Source organism: Streptomyces sp. NPDC043876, from assembly GCF_056435825.1.
Genome location: NZ_JBWKDV010000015.1, coordinates 23540 through 43484, shown reverse-complemented (window position 1 = coordinate 43484; position 19945 = coordinate 23540). Strand labels below are relative to the sequence as shown.

Sequence of the window (19945 nt, the reverse complement as noted above, 5' to 3'; positions counted from 1 at the left end):
CGGTCAGATGCCGGACAGCTTGCCGTTGTACTTGGTGATGACCACGCCGATGGTCCCGGCGATGGCGAGGGCTCCGGCGACGGCGGCGACCCAGATGATGATGGTGGTGATGGAGATGTCACCGCGGTCCTCGGTGGCGTGGTTCTGGATCTTCTCCCAGTGGGCACGCAGGGCGACGTTGAGGCGGACGAGGGTCTTCATGGTCGGCTCCTTCTGAGCGGTGGGGTTCAGGTGGTGAGCATGCGGATGATGGCCGGGAAGGCGATCAGCAGCATGACGAGGACGGCGAGGAGGGCGCCGGGGGCGGTCATCTTCTCGCTGTCGGCGTTGGCTTCGGCGGCCTGCTGGGAGAGGAGTTCGGTGCGCAGGTTGCGGGCGCGGGAGCGCAGGGTGGCGTAGACGCTGGCGCCGTCGTCGGCGGACTGGCGCATGATGGCCGCCAGATCGTCCATGACCGGCAGATCAAGCTCCGCGGTCAGCCGGGCCAGGGACTCCCAGTGCGGGACCTTGTCCACCCGGGACTGGGCCAGGGCCGTTTGGATCCGGACGAACGCCCAGCCCTGGCCGACCTGGGCGGCCTGTTCCATAGCCTGCTCGGCCGACACGTTCCCCGCGCGGCGCAGCGCAACCAGGTCGAGGTAGGCGGCCATGGCGTGCGCGAACTCCGCCCGTGCGCGCCGGGCCTTGTCCCGTAGGGCGAGGTCGGGCGCGAACCACAGCAGGACCGCGGCGAGGAGCCCGACGATCGCGGGCAGGTACAGAGGCAGGCCCAGGAGCAGCAGCGGGATCGTGGACAGCGGCGGCAGCAGCAGCCCGGCACCGGCCAGGGCAACCTTCGTGAGGATGAACCGGCCTGGGGTGGAGCCGGTCAGGGCGAGGTCCTTGGAGGGGATGCGGATCCCGGGGACGTCGGCGAGGTGCTCCAGCAGCCACCGCCCCCACTGCTCGTCGCGATCGAGGGCGCCTTCCCCAGTGGCGGGGACGGGTGCGGGGGCGGGCTGGTTGAGCCGGCGCAGCGCGGGACCCAGCGCGGGCGCGGGGCGCAGCACCTCGCGCACCAGCAGGGCGCCCCCTGCTCCGATGGCTGCGCCGGACAGGATTGCGGCAACGGGGATCATGCACTCACCTCCACAGTGGACTCCTGCGCGCCGCCCGCGTCCGCCCCGGTGGTGGTGGGGGTGACGGCGCTGCGGGGGTCGGCGATCAGGAACCGGGGGACGGGCTTGACGTCGGCGATCTGCCGCATCAGCGCGAGGACGCCGACGAACCCGGCCAGCAGGACGGCCAGTACGAGCTGGCCGAGGAGGGTGCCGTAGGGGGCGGTGTAGGAGGGGATGAGGAACCCGCAGCCGATCACACCGAGGGTGATGATCGTCATCCACCGCATCGTGGTGCGCGGCTTGGCGCGGTCCGACTCGATTGCGCGGCGCCGGGCGACTTCCTCGTGGACGGACTCCGCAAGGTCCTCCAGCGCCTGGGCCAGGCCCGGCCCGCGGTCGGCGGCCGACAAGACGAGCGCGGCGACCACCTTGTCGGATGTCACGTCGCCCAGGGCGTCGCCGAACTCGCGCAGCGCGTCGGTGGGCCGCCATCCGACCTGGAGGCGGTCCACCAGGTCGGCGACTTCACCGGTGACGGCTTCGGGGCATCCCTTGCGCGACACATGCAGGGCTTCGTCCAGGCCGCGGCCCAGCCGCAGGACGTTGGCCAGGCGCTGGGTCCAGTCGCCCAGGGCCTCCAGTTTGGCGATCCGGGCGGTGGCGGACTTCGTCGGGGAGAGCAGCCACGGCACCCCGATGACCGCCAGGAACACCATCACCCCAGCGATGAACACCCCACTGAGCAGCCACAACAGTATTCCGGCCAGGGCGCCGCCCATCAGGCGGGTACGGCGGGTCATGCGTTCGTCCCGCGTCGCCAACTGCCGCCCCGCCCGCAGCCGCGCGGACAACGCCGGTCCCTTCGGCGCGGTCGTCCCGACCAGCCCGGCCGCCAGCGCGACCAATCCGCCGGCGACGGCCAGACCGGACAGCACCCACAGCAGTACCGTCACAGCGCCACCTCTTCCTGGACCAGCAGCGGCAGCGGCGCACCCCAGGCGCCGGAGGGTTCGTTGAGCAGGTTGGCGTCGAACCCGGCGCGCAGCAGGTCGGGAATGCAGCGGGGGTGCATCAGCGGCAGGGCGCGGTGCTCGCCCCACTCGGGGCGCGGCCCGAAGATGGTGTTCGTCTCCGGACGTCCGCCTTCGCCGATACCGGTGACCTCCAGGACGTGGGAGACGAACCGGTGCCGGTGACCACCGATCTTCGTCTCATCGATCGAGGACACGAACACGATGAAGTGCAGCCCGTTGGCGGCCTGCCGGTAGGCCAGGGCCTCGGACATGTTTGCCTGGGCCAGCAGGTACAGCTCGGCGATCCGGTCGAACACCACGCTGGGACGGTTGGCGTGCAGCGTGCACAGGTTGCCGCCGGCCCCGTTGGTCATGGCCTGGAGCATCGCGACGATCTCGGGGCCGCGGACCTCACCGACCACGATCCGCGTCAAGGTCATCCGCAGTGCCCGGTACATCAGGTCCATGAGCGTGATCTCACCGGCCGCCGCCCCGGCAACGATCTCGCCGTTGGACTCGCGGGCCTCCATCGGGACGACCTGGCGGTGGTGGCCGTTCTCGTGGGCGAAGAGTTCGTACTCGGTCTCCAGCGTCGCGAACCGCTCGTCCGGATCGATCTCCCGCAGCAGGGCCCGCAGCAGGGTGGTCTTTCCCGCAGCCTGGCCGCCCACGATCATGATGTTCTTCTCCGCGCGGACGCAGGAGCGCAGGAACTGTTCGAGGGTGGTGTCGAGCATGCCCCGCCCGACCAGCTCGGGCAGGTCTGCGTGGCGCATGCTGTGACGGCGGATCGTCACATACGTGCCCGGCGTGACGTCGATGATCGCCTGCAGACGTGACCCGTCCGCCAGCCGCAGCGCGAGGAACGGGTCCGCAGTGGACAGACTCCGCTCGGCCTGCCCAGTCGTCCGCCGGGCCAGATCCCGCAACAGCTCCCGCAGCTCATCGTCAGAGTCCGCGACCGGAGCAACCTGCACGCGGCGTCCGTCGGTGAAGTCGAGCCAGGTGTCCGCGAACCCGTTGATGAAAATGTTCTCCACCAAGGGGTTGTCCAGGTGCTGCTGGAGTCGGCCGGCCCGGAACTGGAGGTCGAATACCGCCTGCGCGATGGCCGCGTCCTCGGCGGCTGACGTCGCGGCGCCGCGCTTGACGGCCTCGGCATCCGACCACACCGCCACCTGCTCATTGATCAGATGACGGCCCTGCTGCTCCTGCGCGGCCGCACTCATCCCCGGCCGGGCCCGAAGGAGTTCGGTCAGCCGCTCCCCGACCTCCTTCTTGATCAAGCGCACGGCCCGGTAGTCGATGACCAGCGCAGGCGGCACGACGGCTGGCACGGCGGCGTGCCCAGTAGGGAGGACGGTGGCCGGCGCAGGCACCCACGGATTCACTGGCCGCGTCCCACGATGCCCCGCCGGGCCAGCAGGCGCGGGGGCGGTGCGGGGGTCAGCCAGCCGTGCCTGGAGCGTGCCGGTGGGCATCTGGGGGTTGTCGTGCAGGGGGTTAGCGCGCACCGGTCACCGCCGATGCGCCGACACCCTGGCCTGGGGTGGGCGGGGCCAGGCGCGAGCGCCGGACGGCCACCAGCTCCTGGATCCGCACGGCGGCCGAGCGCGCGGAGCGCATCAGCTCGCCGGACTCGAAACGGCGCGGCTGCTCGGCCCCGTCCGAAAGCACCGCGGCTTCCTTGGGCCGCCACGGCAGCACTGCCGTCACCGGGCACCCCAGGTTCTTGCGGACCTCCTCCTTGGAGAACGGCCCGTCGCCGACCAGCAGGATGCCCAGCTCGGTGGTCCCGCCTACCGCCTCACGCAGCGCTTGGAGGCGGACCTGGGCGCTCTGCAGGGACCGCAGCGTGCCGCGCGCCACGATCAGCACCGCGTCCGCTTTCTGCGCCAAAACGGCGGAGGGGCCGAAGGCGCCGCGGCGTCCGAGGTCCACGATCACGTCGTGCTGGTGCGTCTCGATTCCCGCGAACAGGTGGGCGAGCGGCCGCCATACCGGTTCCATAGCCGAGGCGTGCGCCGGGTCATAGAGCCCGGGCAGCACCAGCCGGTCACGGGTCCCGGCATCGGTGATGTCCACCAGCTGCCGCCAGAACGCCTCAATCAACTGCCCCTGACGCGAAGCCACGGCGAGATTGCGCAAACCACGCGAGTTGTCGAGAGTGCCTTGGAGCGCGCCGGGCAGGATCGCCCCGCCGTCCGGGTCGGCCTCGGCCAGCACCACCCGATGCCCGGGCGGCATCGGCCACGTCATCAGCAACGCCATCGCCGACGTCGTCACCCCCGGCGCACCCAGCCCGCCCGCCAGCGCGATGACCGCCATCAGCTGCTCCCCTCCTGCGCGGCCACGATCAGGGCAACCGCGCCGGTCGCCACCCGGGAGGCGAGCGTCGGCCCGTTCGCGGCAGGCACCGCCACGTCCACCACCACAACCCCCGTCGCGGGCGCGGCCACACCGACCGCGACGACGGTCGCCGCCAGCGTCTGCGGCCCTGCCGCATCCGCCGGCTTCGCCGTACCTGTCTGTGCACCGGGCTGGGCGGGATCCGGCGTGGAGACGATCAGCACCTTCTGCCCCGGCGACAACCGCGACGCCGGAAGCTGGGAGGGCTTGAGCGCCACACCCACCAGCTGCTCACCGGCCTTGACCAGCGAGGCGGAGGTGACCTGTCCAGGGGAGAGCAGCGCTCCCGCCTTCAACGTGACGGCGGCTCGCTGGCCGACCATGGCGCTCTTCTTCGTGGTGGGGACCGTCTTGACCGCGGGGTCCAGGGCGAGGGAAGCCGGGGCGAGATCGGCGTCGGTGATCGCGTTGCCCACGGGGACGTCCCGGGCGACGACCAGCACGCTGGAGCGTTGCCCCGAGACCGTGAACAGCAGAGCGCCGGACAGGCCTCCGGCCGCGATCAGCGCGATGGACAGAGCGATCAGACCGGGGCGTCGGCGCCGCTGGCGCACCACGCGCGGAGCGGCGGCCGGACCGTCGGGGGGACCGGCCGGCCCGGGCAGCGCCGTACGGGCCGGCGACGACGGGGTGGACGTGCTCACGCGCTGTGCCTCCAGAAAAAGGGGATGAGCAGAAGAGAAGGAGGAGAAGAGCAGGGGCCGCTACTGGCCGACGACCTGGATTTCGCCCACCATCACGGTGAACGGGGATTGCCGGACCTCGGTCAGCTGACCCGTCCGCCCGCCGCCGGTCACGGCCCAGTCCACCGTCCAGGTGGACGTCGCCATGCCCTTGAACGAGGTGCCTGGCTGCTTGGCGGACGTGGTCCGGTACAGGTGCCCGCAATCCGGGGACGTCGCCATACCGCGGGCGGGCGTGTAGGGGGTGCCGGGGCCGGTGCACGTCACCGACGTGCCGTCACCCATGGCCCACACCACCGACGACACCTTCGCCGTCGCTGTCACGGTCACCCCGCCGGCCGACGCCGACGCGGTGTTCGGGCCCCACGTCGTGGGGCTCTGCCCGACCCACATCCACATCGGCACCCCGACCGTGTACCGGCCATCCGCGCGCGGACTGGCGATCGCGGGCCCGGTCAGCAGCATGCTGTCCACGGCCTGACGTGCCAAGACCTCGGGATCAATCGCGGCGGCCACGACGTCGGGGCTGAGCGCCCAGACAGTTCTGATCACGAAGTAGCCATCGGGCTTGTCGCTGATCCACTTGCACTCCTGGCGGTATACCGCGCCGTCGCCCGGGGCGTGACCCTCCCATTCGGGGCTGCCCGCTGGCGGCTGGGGGTCCTTGAGCGTGTTGGTGCACTCGAAGTGATCGCGCTGTGGGCCGCCCGGCGCGGGGGGTTGAGCCGAACCGCCTCCCGTTCCCGTACCGCCTGCACTGCCTCCTCCAGGCTCCGTCCCTGGCTGCTTGACACAGACAGTCACCCAACTGTCCTGGCCTTTGCAGATACCACCGTCCGCATGTGCCGGACTGGTGAAGCCGAGGGGCAACAAGAGGAACGGGATGCCCAACGCTAGCCGCCCTCTACCTCTCAGCATGTTTGGTCACCGTTCCGCTTGATCTTGGTGACCATCCACCGGCCGCCGTGCTGTTCGACCTGTGTAGTGGTGATGTACCGCAATGGTTGGTTTGAGGGGTATGGATGGGGGCTACCGTCGCTGTTCACGCTGGCCCAGGTGGACAAGTCCAGACAGTCCTCTACGGTGGCGGCCGGGAGTTCGCCGGAGAGGGTGAGTGCAGTCACCGTCCGGCGGTGACCGGGGCTGCCGGTCTTGCTGACACCCGCCGCCTTCATGTTGGCGAAATCGGTCAACGTTTCGTCCAACGCGCTGTTGGCTGCGAAATCGACCAGCCGTGTTCCCTTGTCTGTGCCCTGCGCGTACCCCTTCAACGACTCGGTCCAGAAACCGTCGTACGCCACCAGTACCTTCGCTTTCTCGGCGGCCTGGGGGTCTGTTGTGGGGCTCGGGGAGGCACTCGGGGCCGCGCTTGGGGGCGCGGCTTTGTCGTTCTTGGCTTGGCCGGTGCATCCGCCGGTGAGCACGATGGCGGCCACAGTGACGGCGCCGGTGAGCAGCCGGGTGGTTCGGGTGTGGTGCTGTCGTGCTGGTGTCACGGATATCCCCGGGGTGCGTCGGACGGGTGGGTGGTGGTGGCGTTCCGCAGGGCGAAAATCGCTGGTGCAACGTACGTGGGGCGCGTCGTACAGGAACCCTACGATGTCAACGCTGCAGGTTCTATGGGGTTCTTGGTGTGCAGTTGAGCGAAGGCGGCTTTTGCCCCGGATTGATGCTGGGGCATATGACGGCAGGGCTGTGAGGTGCGGAAACCGACCAAAGGGCGACTGGTGGACCGTGATTGACGGGGCGGTGTCCAGCCGTGGCCGGAACTGGCACTTCTGGCTCAATCTTTGCTGTTGTCAATGTCTGCGCTTCTCCTCGCGCTGACTGGCACGGCTCCGTGCGCGGGCCCGGGACCGCTCACAGTGCGGTCCATCCGCGCGGCTCGGCGGTCCCGGTCAGGGGGGTCCAGACGGGGGCCTGCGCGCCGTGTTCTTCGAGGTCTTCGAGGATGGCGGCGCCGAGGGGGACGCGGGTGGCCATGCGGGCGACGAGTTCGTGGCCGGCGGCCATGCTGCGCAGGTCGGCGATGCGGTGGGTGAGGGAGGTGCGGGAGGCGCCGGTGAGGATGAACAGAATGCGGGGGAAGCGGGGGTAGACGCGCTGCCAGGCGAGCATCGCGCCCTGGTCGGGGCTCGCGCCGCGCCGCCCGGTAGGCGAGGGGGTGTAGCTGTGGAAGCGGGCGTAGGTGATGAGTTTGCGGGCGAGTCGTTCGCTGCTCATGGTGGCGCGGTCGATTTCCACGAAGGCCCGGTACTGGAGCCGGCGGGGGCTGGTGGCGGTGTAGTGGAAGACGGCGTCGGCGACGAGCCGTTCCTCGCCCGCGGTGTCGGGGAGGCGGTGGGTGACCTCGGGGACCCAGTCCAGCGGCTGGTACTCATCACCGCGGGCCCGCGCATCGGTGAGGAATGCCAGGTGTGCGCGTGCTCCGGTGAGGATGTGTCCGGCGCGCAGCAGGGCGGCGGCCGGTGTGGGGATGGGTGAGGGGGTCCGGCCGCGCAGCTCGGGCCAGTCGCCGACCGTCTGGTGTCCGGCCGGGGTCAGGAAGTGCGCTTGCATGCTGCTGGGGAGGGTGGTGTGGGTGATCAGCCCTTCCTCCCGCAGTGGCGCCAGTACCTTGTGGATCTTTCGGGGCGGCAGGTGCGGGGCGACCAGGGCGCGGATCTGGGCGCTGGTCAGCAGCCGGTGCTGGGCAATCAGCGCGATGGCCTGGTGGGCCTGGCTGTCCCCGCTTGCAGGCTGGGGGTCGGTGGTGCCTGCGGGGCGCGCGGTCGTGGTGGTGGTCATGCGTACTGCTCTCCTGAGGTGGCGGTGGCCGGGGATGCGGAGCGGGGCGCGAGGAAGTCCGTCACCCGGTTCTGCTGGGTTGCTGCGGTCTTGGTGCGCTGTGCGAGGGACAGGGCGCCGGTGGCGCGGTGCGCGGCCTTGCAGAGGGCTTTGACCTCGTCGGGCTGGGCGGGATCGCCGAAGACCTCTTCCAGCGTGGGTCCGCGCAGGGGTAGGGGGCCGATGCGCTGGCCGTCGATGGTGAAGCTGGCGTAGTGCTCGTAGCGGGGCAGGCCAGCGATGTCGGCGGGGGTGACAGCGGCGCCGGGCCACTGGGCGGTGATCTGGGCGATGGCCTCGACCGACCCTGCCGTGGTCGACAGGCAGCTCGCGTTCTGCATGAGGGCGGCGCGCGTGCCGGGGCCCAGGCGGTGCAGGAGCTGGGTCATCCCGTGCAGGCGGCACCCGAACTTGCGCAGCTGCTCGGTGATCTCGGCCAACACTGTCCCGTGGTCCAGGCTGATCATCTCGTCCAGGTAGAACCGGAACGGGCGCCGCTTCTTCTCAGGCAGGTCACGGCGGGAGAGACCCGCGCGCAGGAAGTCGTGGACCAGCAACGAGATCAGCAGCCGGTCGGTGGGTCCGGTGCCGGGCGGGCAGATCCACAGAATCTGGCCGTCATCCATCGCGCGCCGGATGTCGTACCCGCTGACCGGACACCCCAGGAACGCGCGCACCACCGGCGAGGCTCCCAACCGTTCAAGAGGGTTGAGGACCGTCAGCAGCCCTTCCGGCGGGAGGCCGGGGAACGTCCCCGTCCACCAGCCCTGTGCCTCGCCGTCCAGCACCGCGGTGACCGCCTGGCGGAAACCGGGGTCGGTGAGCAGCGGCCGGATCTGGAAAATCGTCGCCTGGGCCTTCGGCTGACGGGCGGCAACCGCCTGGGCGTTGACGGCCACCAGGGCCTCGACGGCCTTGGTCAGGACGGTCAGCGCGCGCGGCGCGCTGGTGTCCTCCCACCCCAGGGCCCCAGCGAACGCCTCGACCACTGCCGCACACACCTCGTGCGGCGGACGGTCCTGGCTCATGTCCAGGAGGTTCCAGCAGGCGAGCCTGTCAGTGGCGGCGTGGACGGTGAGGTCGAACAGTGCGACCCGGCCGATCAGGTCGTCGTGGGCGAGGTAGGGGGCGACATCGGCGAAGGAGTCGCCGTGCGGGTCCACGAACGCGAGCCCGCGCCCGTTGTGGGCGCTGGCCACTGCCTGGACCTGGGCCCGGGTCGTCTTGCCCCAGCCCGCTTTCCCGGACTGCACCTCGAAGAGGGTGTCGTCCTCCGGCGTCGCGATCAGCCGCTCGCGGCCGTCCGGGCCCCGGTACCAGCCCTGCGGCAGCAGATCCGCACCGTGCCGGTAGGTCGCCATCTCCTTCTCCATCAGGGGCAGGCGGGCCGCGGCGGTCACGGGCTTGAGGAATCCGGCGAGTTCGTCGATGTGCGCCCACCCGCCGCGCGCGGGCCGCATCAGCGCACGCTTCCACTGCTCATCGAACCGGCCGCGCCACGGCCGCCAGTCCGGCCCGACCCGCAACGGCCCGAGCGACCACCCGAGCGGCGTCATCCGGGAGGGACCGGCGTAGACGTCCATAGCCGCACCAACCCGGGCCAGCCGGGCCTGGGCGCGCTCGGCGTCCTGCGAGGCGCACCGGATGAGGATCTGCACCCGCACCAGCCCCGGGGCGTGCTCCAGCTTGCCCAGCACCTTCTCCCGCCCCGTACGGCGTGGCTGCGGCGACATGACCATGCGGCCCCGGCTGCCCTGCGGATCCAACAGCCGGCCCACCGCCGCGCCAAAACTGTCTTCGCTCGCGCGGGTCAGCCACCGCGCATCGCGCTGCGCTTCGCGCCTGGCCCGCTCCCGGTCGCGCCGCATGGCGCTCGTGCGGCGCAGGGCGAGGTGCCAGCGGGAAGCGGGGGAGAGGTCCACACAGACCTCGGCGACGTCGCCGAGGTCGGCCCGCACGTCACTGACCGCGTCCAGCAGCGGCTGCAGCGGATCGGGGTCCAAGGGCACCTGGCGAAGCCGTGAGCCGGGTTCACCGTGCAAGGTCAGCACTGCCCGCACCACATGCGGCCCCTCGGTGACCGGCACCGGCGGAACCCCCCGGACATTGACGCGCGGCCCGAACGGTGTCCGCGCCAGCAGCGCGTACGCGCTGGCGGGCGCCTCGATCCGGTAGCTCATGGTGCTGACTCCGTCAGCGCGCAGCCGTACCCGCACCGACCGGGCCCGGTGCGGCGTCCACCACGGCCCGGACCCGGCGGCGCGCACCAGCTGCATGCCCTGGCGCCAGATCTGCTCGGTGTCCGGCGCGAACCCCGGCCCCGGTACCAGCTCCAGACATGTCCGCCGTGCCAGGGCCCGGCGGGCGGCCACCTGCAGCAGGCACTCCCAGCCGGTCCAGATGACGACGGCAAGCAGGGCCAGCCACCAGGAGTTCATCACCACCCATTCCCATGCCGCGCTCACCGCGTGGGTGGCGGTGCGGAGCTGTGCGGGCAGGCTGGCCAAGGTGTTCAGGTGCGGGTCCATTGGTGTCCGTTCTGTACGTAGGTGAGGGTGGCCGGGCGGCCGTCGAGGAAGGTCCCGGCGGGGTCGGCTCCGGCCCACACCAGCCGCACGACCGCCCGCACGGGGCTGCCCGCAGGGCTGGGCTCGCGGCGGGCGGTGGCGGCCTGGATCCGCACCCGCGTGTACCGGGCCGTCTCCGCCAGCCACGCGGCGCGCCCCGCGTCCAGCAGAGCGCGCTCGTCCCGGGGCGGGAGATCGGGGACGCTGGCCTGGTCCAGGGCCTGCTGAATGATCGGGTCGGCCTCGGGACCGGATTCTGGTGGGGGCAGTTCACCGCGGGTGCTGCCCGATACGGGCGCCGGTCGCACCGGCCGCGGGCTGGTCTGCGCCATGGCCGACGGGGAAGCAGCCAGCGCCGTCATGGTGGGTACGGCCGACGGTGCGTCAAGACCGGCCTGAGCGTCCCAGGTTCGTGCCGGTGCCGGTGCTGCCGCTCGGCTTGGGGCGGCCTGACGGGCGGGATGGTCGTGGTGCAGGCCTGCGTAGGAGAGCAGGGCTCCGGCGGCGGTGAGGACGAGGGCGGCGGCGAGCAGTCGGCCACCCGTCCACGAGGGGCTGTTCACAGCAGCCTCGTTCCGCCGGCGTAGTCGGGCATCGCGGTGACGGGGTCGATGCTGACCGGGCGGCCGGGCCGTGGGGCGTTGATCATCTGTCCGTCGCCGAGGTAGATCCCGACGTGGTGGATGGTGGAGTCTGCGGTGGGGCTGTACCCGTAGAAGATGAGGTCGCCGGGGTGCAGCGCCCCGAACCCGGCCGCAGCGGGGATGCGCTGTCCGGCGCCCGCTTGCTCGGCGGCGGTGCGCGGCAGGCGGATGCCGGCCTGGGCGAAGGCGTATTGGGTCAGGCCCGAGCAGTCGAACCCGGTGACCGTGCGCCCGTCCTGTCCGCGGGGTGAGCAGCAAACCCCGGTGGACGGCCCTTCGGGGCCGCCGCCGCCCCAGGAGTAGGGGACACCAATCTGCGCGAGTGCGGCCTGGATGACCGTTCCCGCGTTGCCCGTGGCGGTCGAGGGGGTGTTGCCCAGAGCGTCGTAGCGGTAGATGCCGCTGACCACGTCGTCCACGTAGGCCCAGGACAGGTTGTAGGTGTGGACGGCGGCGCGCAGCTGCTCGCGGTCGGTGAGGTCACGCCCGTTGCCGCACAGGTAGATCGCTGCGGCCAAGGCCTCGTCATCTGCGTTGTGGGGGGAGACCACGCCGTCGCCGTTGGCGTCCCGCCCGTAGGTGCGGAAGGTCTCGGGGAGGAACTGGAACGGGCCGACCGCACGCTCGAAGGCGGTGTCGCCGTCCCATGCGCCGTGGTCGGTGTCCGGGATCGCGGTGGTGTTGCCTCCGGTGCCGGAGCCGTCCAGGCGCGGGCCGGTGATCGGCGGGGTGATGTCCCCGGTGTCGGCGACCTGGTGACCGGCGGCGTGATCGGATTCCACGCGGGCGATTCCGGCGAGGATCTGCCAGCGCATCCCCTTGCAGTCCGGGGCGTAGGTGGTGACCTGGGAGGCGCCGGTGAGGTAGGCGGCCAGCATGCGCTCCGGGATCCCGGCCGCGGCCGCGTTCACCTGGCCTTGCCCGTTGGACTGACCGGCAGCGGCGGCCATCATCAGGACCGGCGCCGTGCAGCATGCCGCGGCCGCCATCAGCAGGATGGCCAGGCATCCGATTTTCCGCTTTCTCACGGGGTCTGTCCTTCCTGGTCGCCTCGCACGGTCCGGCGCCGCCGGTTCATCGCGTCACGCAGCCGCGCGGCGTCCGCGGCCCCCTGCTCGGGGCCGATGCTGGTCGGGTTCGCGGCCGGATGGCCGCCACCGGATCCGCCTGCGCTGCCGGGCCGGCGGGTAGGCGTGGGCCAGGGCGCGGGCGGCGGTGTGGGCCCGGGTGTGCGGGTGGGCGTGGGCCAGGGGGTGCTCGGCGACGTCGTCGTCCGTCGGGCCGCGGGCCCGCCCGGGCTCGGGGTACGGGTCCGGCCGCGAGCAGCCGGTGAGTTCGGCGTGTTCGGCCCGGTGGGTGAGGAAGGAGTCGACGTACTGGTGGGGTGGAGGGGGCGGCTGGCGGTGGTGCGGGGGCCAGGCGCGCGTCCGCTGGTCGCGGTGGAGGTGTAGATGGTGGCGCCGATCGCGGCGTCGCGGACGGTGCGGCCGGTGGCGGCCGCGCCCTGGCCCACGGTCCGTCCGGCGTGTACTGCACCGGTGGCCACGGGCTGCCACCCGGCGGCGTCCTCGCGGACCCGGTTCACACTGACCCGCAGCTGGGTTCGCGCATCGTCGGTGAACTCGCTCGCTCGTGCCTTCGCCGTGTGCAGGGTGCGGGGCAGACCGACGGTCGATCCGTACGCGGCCCGCCCCAGGCGATGGGCGATGCGGTAGCCGCGCAGCCGGGAGGCCTTGCCGTGGATGCGGGAGGCGAGCAGGGGCCGGTCGGTGTCCGGGTCGTGCAGAACCTCACCGGTCCACTGGTCGACCTGCATCTCACCCTGCGGCACCCCCGTGAGACCTGCCCTGCCTCCCAGTACTGCTTGCAGCGCGTGGGCGGCGGGGTGGCGGGTGGCGGGCTTGGGCCCGATCAGCGCGGCGTGCGCGCCGCGCAGCGCCAGAGCGGCCGGAGCAAGTCCGCTGCGCAGCGCACCGCGTGCCTCGGCGAGGACGCGGCTGCCGGGCGAGAACGGCGGGCCGCTGTGGTGGCCGGTCATGCCCAGGGCCAGCCCGGCGCCGCGGAATCCCATGCCGGACAGGCGGGCGTACTGCATGCGCAGCGCCATGCGCTGGCCGAGCGACGTGGTGGCCCCGGCGATCCGCTTGTGCAGGACGAGGAACGCGACCGCCATGGCGTCCAGAAGCAGCAGGTGTTCCACCATCACGTCGGGGCCCGGGGCGGAGAGGAGCGCCCCGGCGGCGATCCCGAAGAGCGGGAGCCCTATGGCAGTGGCGAACGTGATCAGGGCGCTGCTGACCAGGACGCCGAACCACCGCCACAGCAGGGTGCGGGTGGTGCCGGGGAGCATCGCGAGGACCCACACCACTGGTGAGGCGCCGGCCGCGGCGGCGTCGGCGCCCTGGGCGCCGAGCATGAGCAGGGCCATCGAGACCACCATGGAGGCGACGACCAGGCAGGCCACCAGCAGCGCCAGCGCACCAAACGCGCGGTCCCAGCTCGGCTCTTTCGCGTAGGCGGCGGCCTCCTTACCGGCTAGCCCCGCCTTCTCCAGCGCCTCGACCAGCGTCTTAAAGTTTTTGGCGTATTTCGAGCCGACCTTGTCGCGGCAGATTTCCTTGGCCTGCCCGGGTACGTCGTCGCATGCCTTGCTCGCGTCGGCCTTCTTGTGGGGATCGGTCTTGATCCAGTCGAGGTGGGCTTGGTAGGCGGCGGGGTCGGTCTTCGGGTCGAGGATCCGTCCGTACTGGAGCAGCATGAACGGCTTGACGACGAGGGCGTCGGTGAGGGCGTTCTGGACCGGGCGGGCGATCTGGTCGGTGCCGGCTGTGCAGGCGTCGTGACCGGGACCCGTGACAAGGTCGCAGGGGTCGGACGTGCTGGTGCCGAAGTAGCTGCTCGTGGTGATCGACGCGACTTCGATGGCGGCCTGGTGGGTGGTGTCGAGGGGGCCGCCGCGGCCGAGCAGGTAGTCGGGGCGGACGAAGGCGCTTGCGGCCAGCGCGCCGATGAGCAGGGTGGCAGCGATCTGTCCGGCTCCGCTGGCGGACCGGCCCCGCATGAAGGTGATCAGTCCAAAGATGAATCCCCATTCCAGGGCCATGCCCTTGAGCCCCAGGGCGTCGACGACGTGGGTCTGGTAGGCGTCGGCGAGATGCTGCGAGGGGCCCGTGAGCAGCGACAGGACGGGGAAACGGAACACGAATCCGATCAGCCAGCAGCACATGCCAACCAGCAGCCGGGCCAGCGAGAACAGGCCGGACATCACGAGAACCTGGAGCTGCGAGACGACGTCGAGCATGCCGCCGGAGTCGGCGTCCAGCTCGTAGGCGTCCAGGCGCCCGCCCTCGGAGCTGACCACGTTGAAGGGGGCGAGGAGCCCCCCGCCGCTTCCGTCGGCGGTGCCGTCGGCTGCCGCCGCGACCACGGTGTTGGTCACCAGGAACACCACGGTGAGCAGCAGGATGAAGGCGGCGGCGCGCAGGGTCCCGCGGTCGAGTCGTGGCAGCCATCCGGTCACTGGGCACCACCGGCCGCGGCCCCGGCCGTGCCACCGCTACGGCCGGGGGTGGTGAACACGCCCTCGCGCAGGCGTGGCACGTCGGGGACGATGACCTGGATCCGGCCGACCTGCATCCGCGGGTCGCGCAGCAGCATCTCGCCTTCGCGTCCGGCCTGGCCGACGGGGGACAGACCGGTGGTGACCAGCCGCAGCAGGTTCTCGTCGTCGCCGTCGAGCCCCAGGAACCGCAGGCCTTCGGCGGCGCTGGCGCGGTCGCTGGTACGCGCGAGGTAGCGGTAGGCGATCAGGCCCGCGTCCTGGCCCAGTTCCCGCTTGGTGTGGGCGCCGAGGAAGACTCCGGCGCCGTGCTTGCGGCCGTCGTGCAGGATCTCGTGGACCAGCGCCGATCCCTCGGCCGATGACGTCAGCCAGTACACCTCGTCCAGCGATACCAGGCAGAACCGGTCCGGGTTGGTGAAGGCGGCCTGACGGGCGATGGCGGCCAGGAGGTAAAGCACCGCGCGCCCGATCAGCGCCTCCAGCGGCTGCTGACGCAACACCTCCATATCGGCGAAGGCCTCGCGCGGGGGAAGAGTCAGGCCCGCGGTGGTGACCACCACCATGTCCGCGCCGAGGCCACCGGCCAGGCCGACCACCGGCAGCGACGGGTCGAACACCATTGCCGCGAGCGGGTTCGTCGCGACGATGCCCAGCAGATCGGCCATCGTGGCCGCGACGTCCGCCCGGCTGCCCTCTCCCTCGGCCATGTGCCGCAAGGTGTGGAGGACTTTGCCCATGGAGGGTTCGGGCCCGGCGCTGACCGACTCCACAGCGTGGTGAAGTACGGCGCCCGATGCCGTCATCGGCCCGACGCCCAGCTGCAGTGTCAGGTAGGACAGGGCGTAGTGCGCACCGACCGCACCGCCGAACGCGCGCAGCGGGTCGACCGACACCTGCGCCTGGGCGGCGTCGATGATCTGGCACCGCTGTCCCATGGCGGTCCGTGCGAACGTGGCCCATTCGCGGACCGGGGTACGGTCAATGACGATGGCCGTTCCCCCGCGGTCCACCACGGCCCCGGTGATCAGCTTCTGGAGCACGCTCTTGCCGGCGCCGAGGTCACCGATGACCGCGCTGGACGCGGATGCATTCACCTGGGGGGCGTCTGCGGGATTGAGGAGTACGGGGCGGATGGTGCCGCAGTCCAGGTCGCGGCCGATCAGGATCCCGGTCGGGTCTCCGACCCGCGGCAGCGTCAAGGCCCCGCAGGCCGCCCAGTCCTGCGACAGCTGATGCTGGGTGAACTGCAGGAGCTTGGGCGCCCGCACTCCGCCGGGCAGGCCGAGCGTGAACAGGTCCTGCTGCATCCCGATCGGCCGAATCGCCCGGTAGTCCCCGGCGGCCAGCGCTGCGGACAGCTCACGTGCCCGGCCGTCGCAGGTGGCTGCGTCCGGCCCCCAAACGGTGAGGACCGTGAGCGACTGCGCTTCCACCTCGACCGAGGTCTGCGCCATCCGGGCGTCCTGTTCCTCCAGGTCCCCGGCCGCCTCCGGCAGCGAGTACGGCATCCCGGTGGGCTGCGCCCCGTACTGCCCGGCCTGGTCGATGAGTTCGCGCTTCTTGCTCTGGACCTGGGCGCGGGCCTTCTTCGCGCCCACGACACGCAGGTCGACGCTGACGTCCACCGGAAAGGGCAGGCCCTCCAGCTGGGCCAGTACGTCCGCGGCCTCCGTTGCCACGGCGGGCGGCAGCTCCGTGAGCACGAGGTGGGCTTGGTAGCCGGTCCCGGCCTCCGTCTCCGTCGTCAGCCACAACCGGCCCAGCGGTGAGGCGGCCGCTGCCCTCCGCCACCACGGCCCACCGCTCTGCGCACGGTCTGGGGCCTGTTCCTCGCCGCCTTCGACCAGTCGCACCTGGCCCAGGTTGGCGTAGGAAGGAGAACGCAGCTGTCCGTCGTGGAGCCGGCTCCCGTACAGGGGGCTGGCCGCCGCATCCGAGAGCAGCGGTTCCTCAAGGCCCCGGTGTGCGGCGTGCTGCACCATCCACACGATCTCCGCGGGCGACGCCGGACGCAGGCCCAAACCCCCGCCCAGCGACACCTGGAGCTTTTCGGCCTGCTCGCGCGCATCCCGCACCTCGCTCTCCGCCACCGGCACGGGCGCCAGGCCAAGGGCCGCACCGGCCTCGGCGTACATGGACCCCAAGACCGAGGCTGCCGCGCCTGCAGCTCCCGGCAGCGGGACGGCCAGCCACACCGTCCGCTCGTGCATCTCCCGGCCGTCCAGCAGGTCGACACCAGCGGCACAGACCTCCGCCCACTGGGGCAGGCGCTCCCAGTCGAGGCCGTCGACCATGCGCTCGGCGATCTCGCCCGGGTCAATCCGCGCAGCCAGCACGAAGACCCGCGGCTGCATGCCGGGCATCGACCGCACCAGCGAGGTGATCCGGCCCAGCAACTCCTGACGCACCTGCGCGGGGAGGTAGCCCCCTGCCAGAGGCTCCACCCGCCACACCGCCCACACCGGGCCGGACGGCGCCCACAGCAGGTGTCCGGCAACGTGCCGGATCGGAGTCCGCATCATCACGCCGCCCTCCCCGCACCGGCGAGCAGCCGGTCCAGACCGGACCCCGCCGCCCGCACCCCCGACGCCACAGCTACGGGCGCCATGACAACGGGCGCCACGGCAGCGGCCGGCGCTGCAGCAGCGGCCGGGGCCGCTTCGATGACGAACCGGCCGCCCCAGTAGGACGGAGCCCGGTCCCGGGCCACCCGCCCGCCGATTCGGCCCGCAGGATGCCGGGTCAAAACCAGCACCGCACCCATCAGGGCGGTGAACGGGTTCTGCCCGGCGATCTGCGCACCGCGCACCGCCCACACCGACACCAGCCACACCACCACCGGCACCGGCCCCGCCCACGACCACCACGAAAACGTGTTGATCAACACGAGTGCCCCGCCGCCGAGGACGACCAACTGCGCGGGCGTGTACGGGCCGAACGGCACCACCCAGTCACCGAGCTTGCCCAGTACCCACGGGTGCCTGCGCGCCCCGGTGTACGAGCGGACGACACCCTCCGCCGGCCCGCTCACAGCAACGCCCCCGTGCCCGGCCGGGGCCCGTCGACCACGACGACCACGGCGCCGGCGCCGTTGGCCGGGTTATTGATCTCATCGGACACCGAATCCGACAGTCCCTCGCGCGCCTTGTAGATGCCCAGCGCGATGACCATCGCGATCACCGCCCCGATGGCGGCCTTCATCGACATCTGGCGGGCGATGGTGACGAGCACGAGCACGATCAGGGCCGCGACCAGCGCGCCGCCACCCCAGTCGGTGACCGTCTTGATCAACGAGTCGCCCAACGTGTCCAGCTTCCCGGCCAGCACCACCGTGCCCGTCATCGCGCACCTGCCGACGCCGAAGGAACGGGGGCCACGGAGGGGGCGGCGGCGTCCAGGGCGGTGACTTCCCACCGGCCCGCACGCGTGACCATCTCCAGCCGGTAGACCAAAGGCCACCGCGTGCCCGCCTGGTCCTCACCCGTGACCCGGACCCGCACGCGGGCCCGGACTCCGTCGCCGGGGACGTCCTTGGCGGCGGCCTGCTGGGAGTCGGCCGCGACGTCCTGGACGTCGGTCCGCTTGTACGCGGCGCCCGTGGGGGCCTGGAGGTGGGCGCCGGGGGAGAGGTAGCGCTCCAGACCTGCTCCCTGGCCTCCGCCGAGGTAGGTCCGCAGGAACTCGCTCACCGTCGTGGCCAGGACCTGGCCGGTAGGAACCGGCTGCGTGTAAGGCGACGTGGGAGCAGGGCCCGTGCCGGGCGGCGCGACCTCGGCCGGCGAACCGGTCACGGTCAGCGGCCCGCCGCCTGTGCCACCGGTCCCGGATACCGCGAAGTACCGGACCGCCTGAGTACTGCCGGGGGCGGACGTCACCGGGGCGGGGGCCGATGCGGCGGGGCGCGGGGTGTCCGTGAGGGCGGCGACCAGGACGGTCCATCCGTCGCTCGTGAAGGCGGTCCGCAGCGGGAGGACCCGCACGGCATCCGGCGGCGCCGCTTCGCCGCGCGAGCGCGTGGGCAGCTCTGCGGCCGGGGCCATGGCGCGGACGGCTGCGGCCGCGGGGCTGTCAGGGGTACGGGAGTCGGCTCGCAGCCACAGGTCCACGAACAGCGCGGCACTACCGGCCGGGTCGGCCGCCGGGCTCGGCGCGCTGGTGATGTGCGGGACGGGCGCGGCGGGGGCGGTGCGGGCGGGGGCCGCCATGACGGTGAGGACGGCGGTCAGGGCAAGGGGGCCCGCGGCCAGCGCGCTCCACACCCCGATCCGGGCGAGGCGCAGGCCGCGCGGGACGGCGCCCTGGACCGCAACGGTCTCGGGACGGGAGCGGCGCAGCGGCCTTGCGGCGGCCGGCGCTCGGGGGGCCGGGCGCAGACTGCCGCGTGGTTCTGGAGTCATCGAGGTTCCCATTCGTGGAGTGCTGGAACTGCTTGCACTCCACGAAACGGCGGGCACCTCACCCACCGACTCACCAGCACCAGCCCTTGGGGGTCACGGGCTGACAACAGCTGGGGTGGTGAGTTCACCGGTGAACTCACCAGCCCGGTGGTGAACCTCCCCAGTGCAGGTCACAGCCCTACAGGCGAGAAACTCACCGGCTCTTGCGGGTGCACCGGCGGGAGTTCACCACCCCGCTCACCGGCTGCTGCACTATTCAGCGCTTCGTCTCCACCCGCTCGATGGCCGTCCCGCACTGGCTGGTTCTGGATCTCACGAACGATCGTTATCGAACACTGTCAGCGTCCCCCGCCTTCCCCCGCCAGTAGGCGAGGTTGTTCCGGGTGGTGAGGGTGTTGGGGTGGTCGGGGCCCTGCACTCGCAGCTGGTCCTCCAGCAGCTGCTCGAAGGCGGCACTGGCGCCGGCCGCGTCCCCCGCCTCCCCCCGCCAGTAGGCGAGATCATGCCGGGCGGCGAGGGTGTGGGGGTGGTCGGGGCCAAGCACCCGCAGCCGGTCCTCGAGCAGCTGCTCGAAGGCGCTGGCGGCGCCGGCCGCGTCCCCGGCCTCTCCCCGCCAGTAGGCGAGATCATGCCGGGCGGCGAGGGTGCTGGGGTGGTCGGGGCCCTGCACTCGCAGCTGGTCCTCCAGCAGCTGCTCGAAGGCGGCACTGGCGCCGGCCGCGTCCCCCGCCTCCCCCCGCCAGT

19 protein-coding genes are annotated in these 19945 nt (G+C 71.9%); 1 reads left to right on the top strand and 18 read right to left on the bottom strand.

Going from position 1 to position 19945, the window contains the following annotated elements; translation table 11 throughout:
* Window positions 1–3: 3 nt before the first annotated feature.
* The 7 genes from AC0693_RS34405 to AC0693_RS34375 are packed head-to-tail and all read right to left on the bottom strand — an operon-like array spanning window position 4 to window position 5490.
* Window positions 4–201 carry a hypothetical protein gene (locus tag AC0693_RS34405; RefSeq protein WP_478803974.1) on the bottom strand — a complete coding sequence of 66 codons (198 nt, stop codon included), beginning with the start codon at window positions 199–201 and terminating at the stop codon, window positions 4–6.
* Between the two features lie 26 nt (window positions 202–227).
* Window positions 228–1118, bottom strand: coding sequence for a type II secretion system F family protein (locus AC0693_RS34400; protein WP_478803973.1), 891 nt, complete (start codon window positions 1116–1118; stop codon window positions 228–230).
* Complete coding sequence (locus AC0693_RS34395) at window positions 1115–2053, bottom strand: type II secretion system F family protein (protein ID WP_478803972.1); 939 nt, start codon at window positions 2051–2053, stop codon at window positions 1115–1117. The genes AC0693_RS34400 and AC0693_RS34395 overlap by 4 nt, the downstream gene beginning before the upstream one ends.
* Window positions 2050–3594, bottom strand: coding sequence for a CpaF family protein (locus AC0693_RS34390; RefSeq protein ID WP_478803971.1), 1545 nt, complete (start codon window positions 3592–3594; stop codon window positions 2050–2052). The genes AC0693_RS34395 and AC0693_RS34390 overlap by 4 nt, the downstream gene beginning before the upstream one ends.
* A 22-nt stretch (window positions 3595–3616) precedes the next feature.
* Window positions 3617–4441, bottom strand: coding sequence for a CpaE/TadZ family protein (locus AC0693_RS34385; RefSeq protein WP_478803970.1), 825 nt, complete (start codon window positions 4439–4441; stop codon window positions 3617–3619).
* Window positions 4441–5166, bottom strand: coding sequence for an SAF domain-containing protein (locus AC0693_RS34380; protein ID WP_478803969.1), 726 nt, complete (start codon window positions 5164–5166; stop codon window positions 4441–4443). Before AC0693_RS34380 ends, AC0693_RS34385 begins: the two co-directional genes overlap by 1 nt.
* Window positions 5167–5226: 60 nt before the next feature.
* Window positions 5227–5490, bottom strand: coding sequence for a hypothetical protein (locus AC0693_RS34375; protein WP_478803968.1), 264 nt, complete (start codon window positions 5488–5490; stop codon window positions 5227–5229).
* On the opposite strand from AC0693_RS34375, the gene AC0693_RS34370 reads away from it, so the two are divergent.
* Window positions 5489–5686, top strand: coding sequence for a hypothetical protein (locus AC0693_RS34370; RefSeq protein WP_478803967.1), 198 nt, complete (start codon window positions 5489–5491; stop codon window positions 5684–5686). The genes AC0693_RS34375 and AC0693_RS34370 overlap by 2 nt on opposite strands.
* Window positions 5687–6116: 430 nt before the next feature.
* On the opposite strand, the gene AC0693_RS34365 is transcribed toward AC0693_RS34370, so the two are convergent.
* The 11 genes from AC0693_RS34365 to AC0693_RS34315 form a co-directional block, all read right to left on the bottom strand.
* Entirely contained in the window at window positions 6117–6701 is a 585-nt protein-coding gene (locus AC0693_RS34365) for a hypothetical protein (protein WP_478803966.1), read from the bottom strand.
* A 364-nt stretch (window positions 6702–7065) separates the two neighbouring features.
* Window positions 7066–7992 (bottom strand): replication-relaxation family protein, encoded by a 927-nt coding sequence (locus AC0693_RS34360; protein WP_478803965.1) that lies wholly within the window; start codon window positions 7990–7992, stop codon window positions 7066–7068.
* Window positions 7989–10559, bottom strand: coding sequence for an ATP/GTP-binding protein (locus AC0693_RS34355; RefSeq protein WP_478803964.1), 2571 nt, complete (start codon window positions 10557–10559; stop codon window positions 7989–7991). The genes AC0693_RS34360 and AC0693_RS34355 overlap by 4 nt, the downstream gene beginning before the upstream one ends.
* Window positions 10544–11161 carry a hypothetical protein gene (locus tag AC0693_RS34350; protein ID WP_478803963.1) on the bottom strand — a complete coding sequence of 206 codons (618 nt, stop codon included), beginning with the start codon at window positions 11159–11161 and terminating at the stop codon, window positions 10544–10546. The genes AC0693_RS34355 and AC0693_RS34350 overlap by 16 nt, the downstream gene beginning before the upstream one ends.
* Window positions 11158–12270, bottom strand: a complete 1113-nt coding sequence (locus AC0693_RS34345) for a C40 family peptidase (RefSeq protein ID WP_478803962.1) — start codon at window positions 12268–12270, stop codon at window positions 11158–11160. Before AC0693_RS34345 ends, AC0693_RS34350 begins: the two co-directional genes overlap by 4 nt.
* On the bottom strand, window positions 12267–14762 hold the full coding sequence (locus AC0693_RS34340) for a hypothetical protein (RefSeq protein ID WP_478803961.1): 2496 nt from the start codon (window positions 14760–14762) through the stop codon (window positions 12267–12269). The genes AC0693_RS34345 and AC0693_RS34340 overlap by 4 nt, the downstream gene beginning before the upstream one ends.
* Window positions 14759–17326, bottom strand: coding sequence for an ATP-binding protein (locus tag AC0693_RS34335; RefSeq protein ID WP_478804062.1), 2568 nt, complete (start codon window positions 17324–17326; stop codon window positions 14759–14761). The genes AC0693_RS34340 and AC0693_RS34335 overlap by 4 nt, the downstream gene beginning before the upstream one ends.
* A complete protein-coding gene (locus AC0693_RS34330; protein WP_478803960.1) occupies window positions 17326–17835 on the bottom strand; it encodes a hypothetical protein in 510 nt (169 codons plus the stop codon). The genes AC0693_RS34335 and AC0693_RS34330 overlap by 1 nt, the downstream gene beginning before the upstream one ends.
* Complete coding sequence (locus AC0693_RS34325) at window positions 17832–18146, bottom strand: DUF2391 family protein (protein WP_478803959.1); 315 nt, start codon at window positions 18144–18146, stop codon at window positions 17832–17834. Before AC0693_RS34325 ends, AC0693_RS34330 begins: the two co-directional genes overlap by 4 nt.
* Complete coding sequence (locus tag AC0693_RS34320) at window positions 18143–19201, bottom strand: conjugal transfer protein (protein ID WP_478803958.1); 1059 nt, start codon at window positions 19199–19201, stop codon at window positions 18143–18145. The genes AC0693_RS34325 and AC0693_RS34320 overlap by 4 nt, the downstream gene beginning before the upstream one ends.
* 325 nt (window positions 19202–19526) lie before the next feature.
* Window positions 19527–19945, bottom strand: a 419-nt coding sequence (locus AC0693_RS34315; RefSeq protein WP_478803957.1) for a tetratricopeptide repeat protein, incomplete at its 5' end; no start/stop codon positions are given.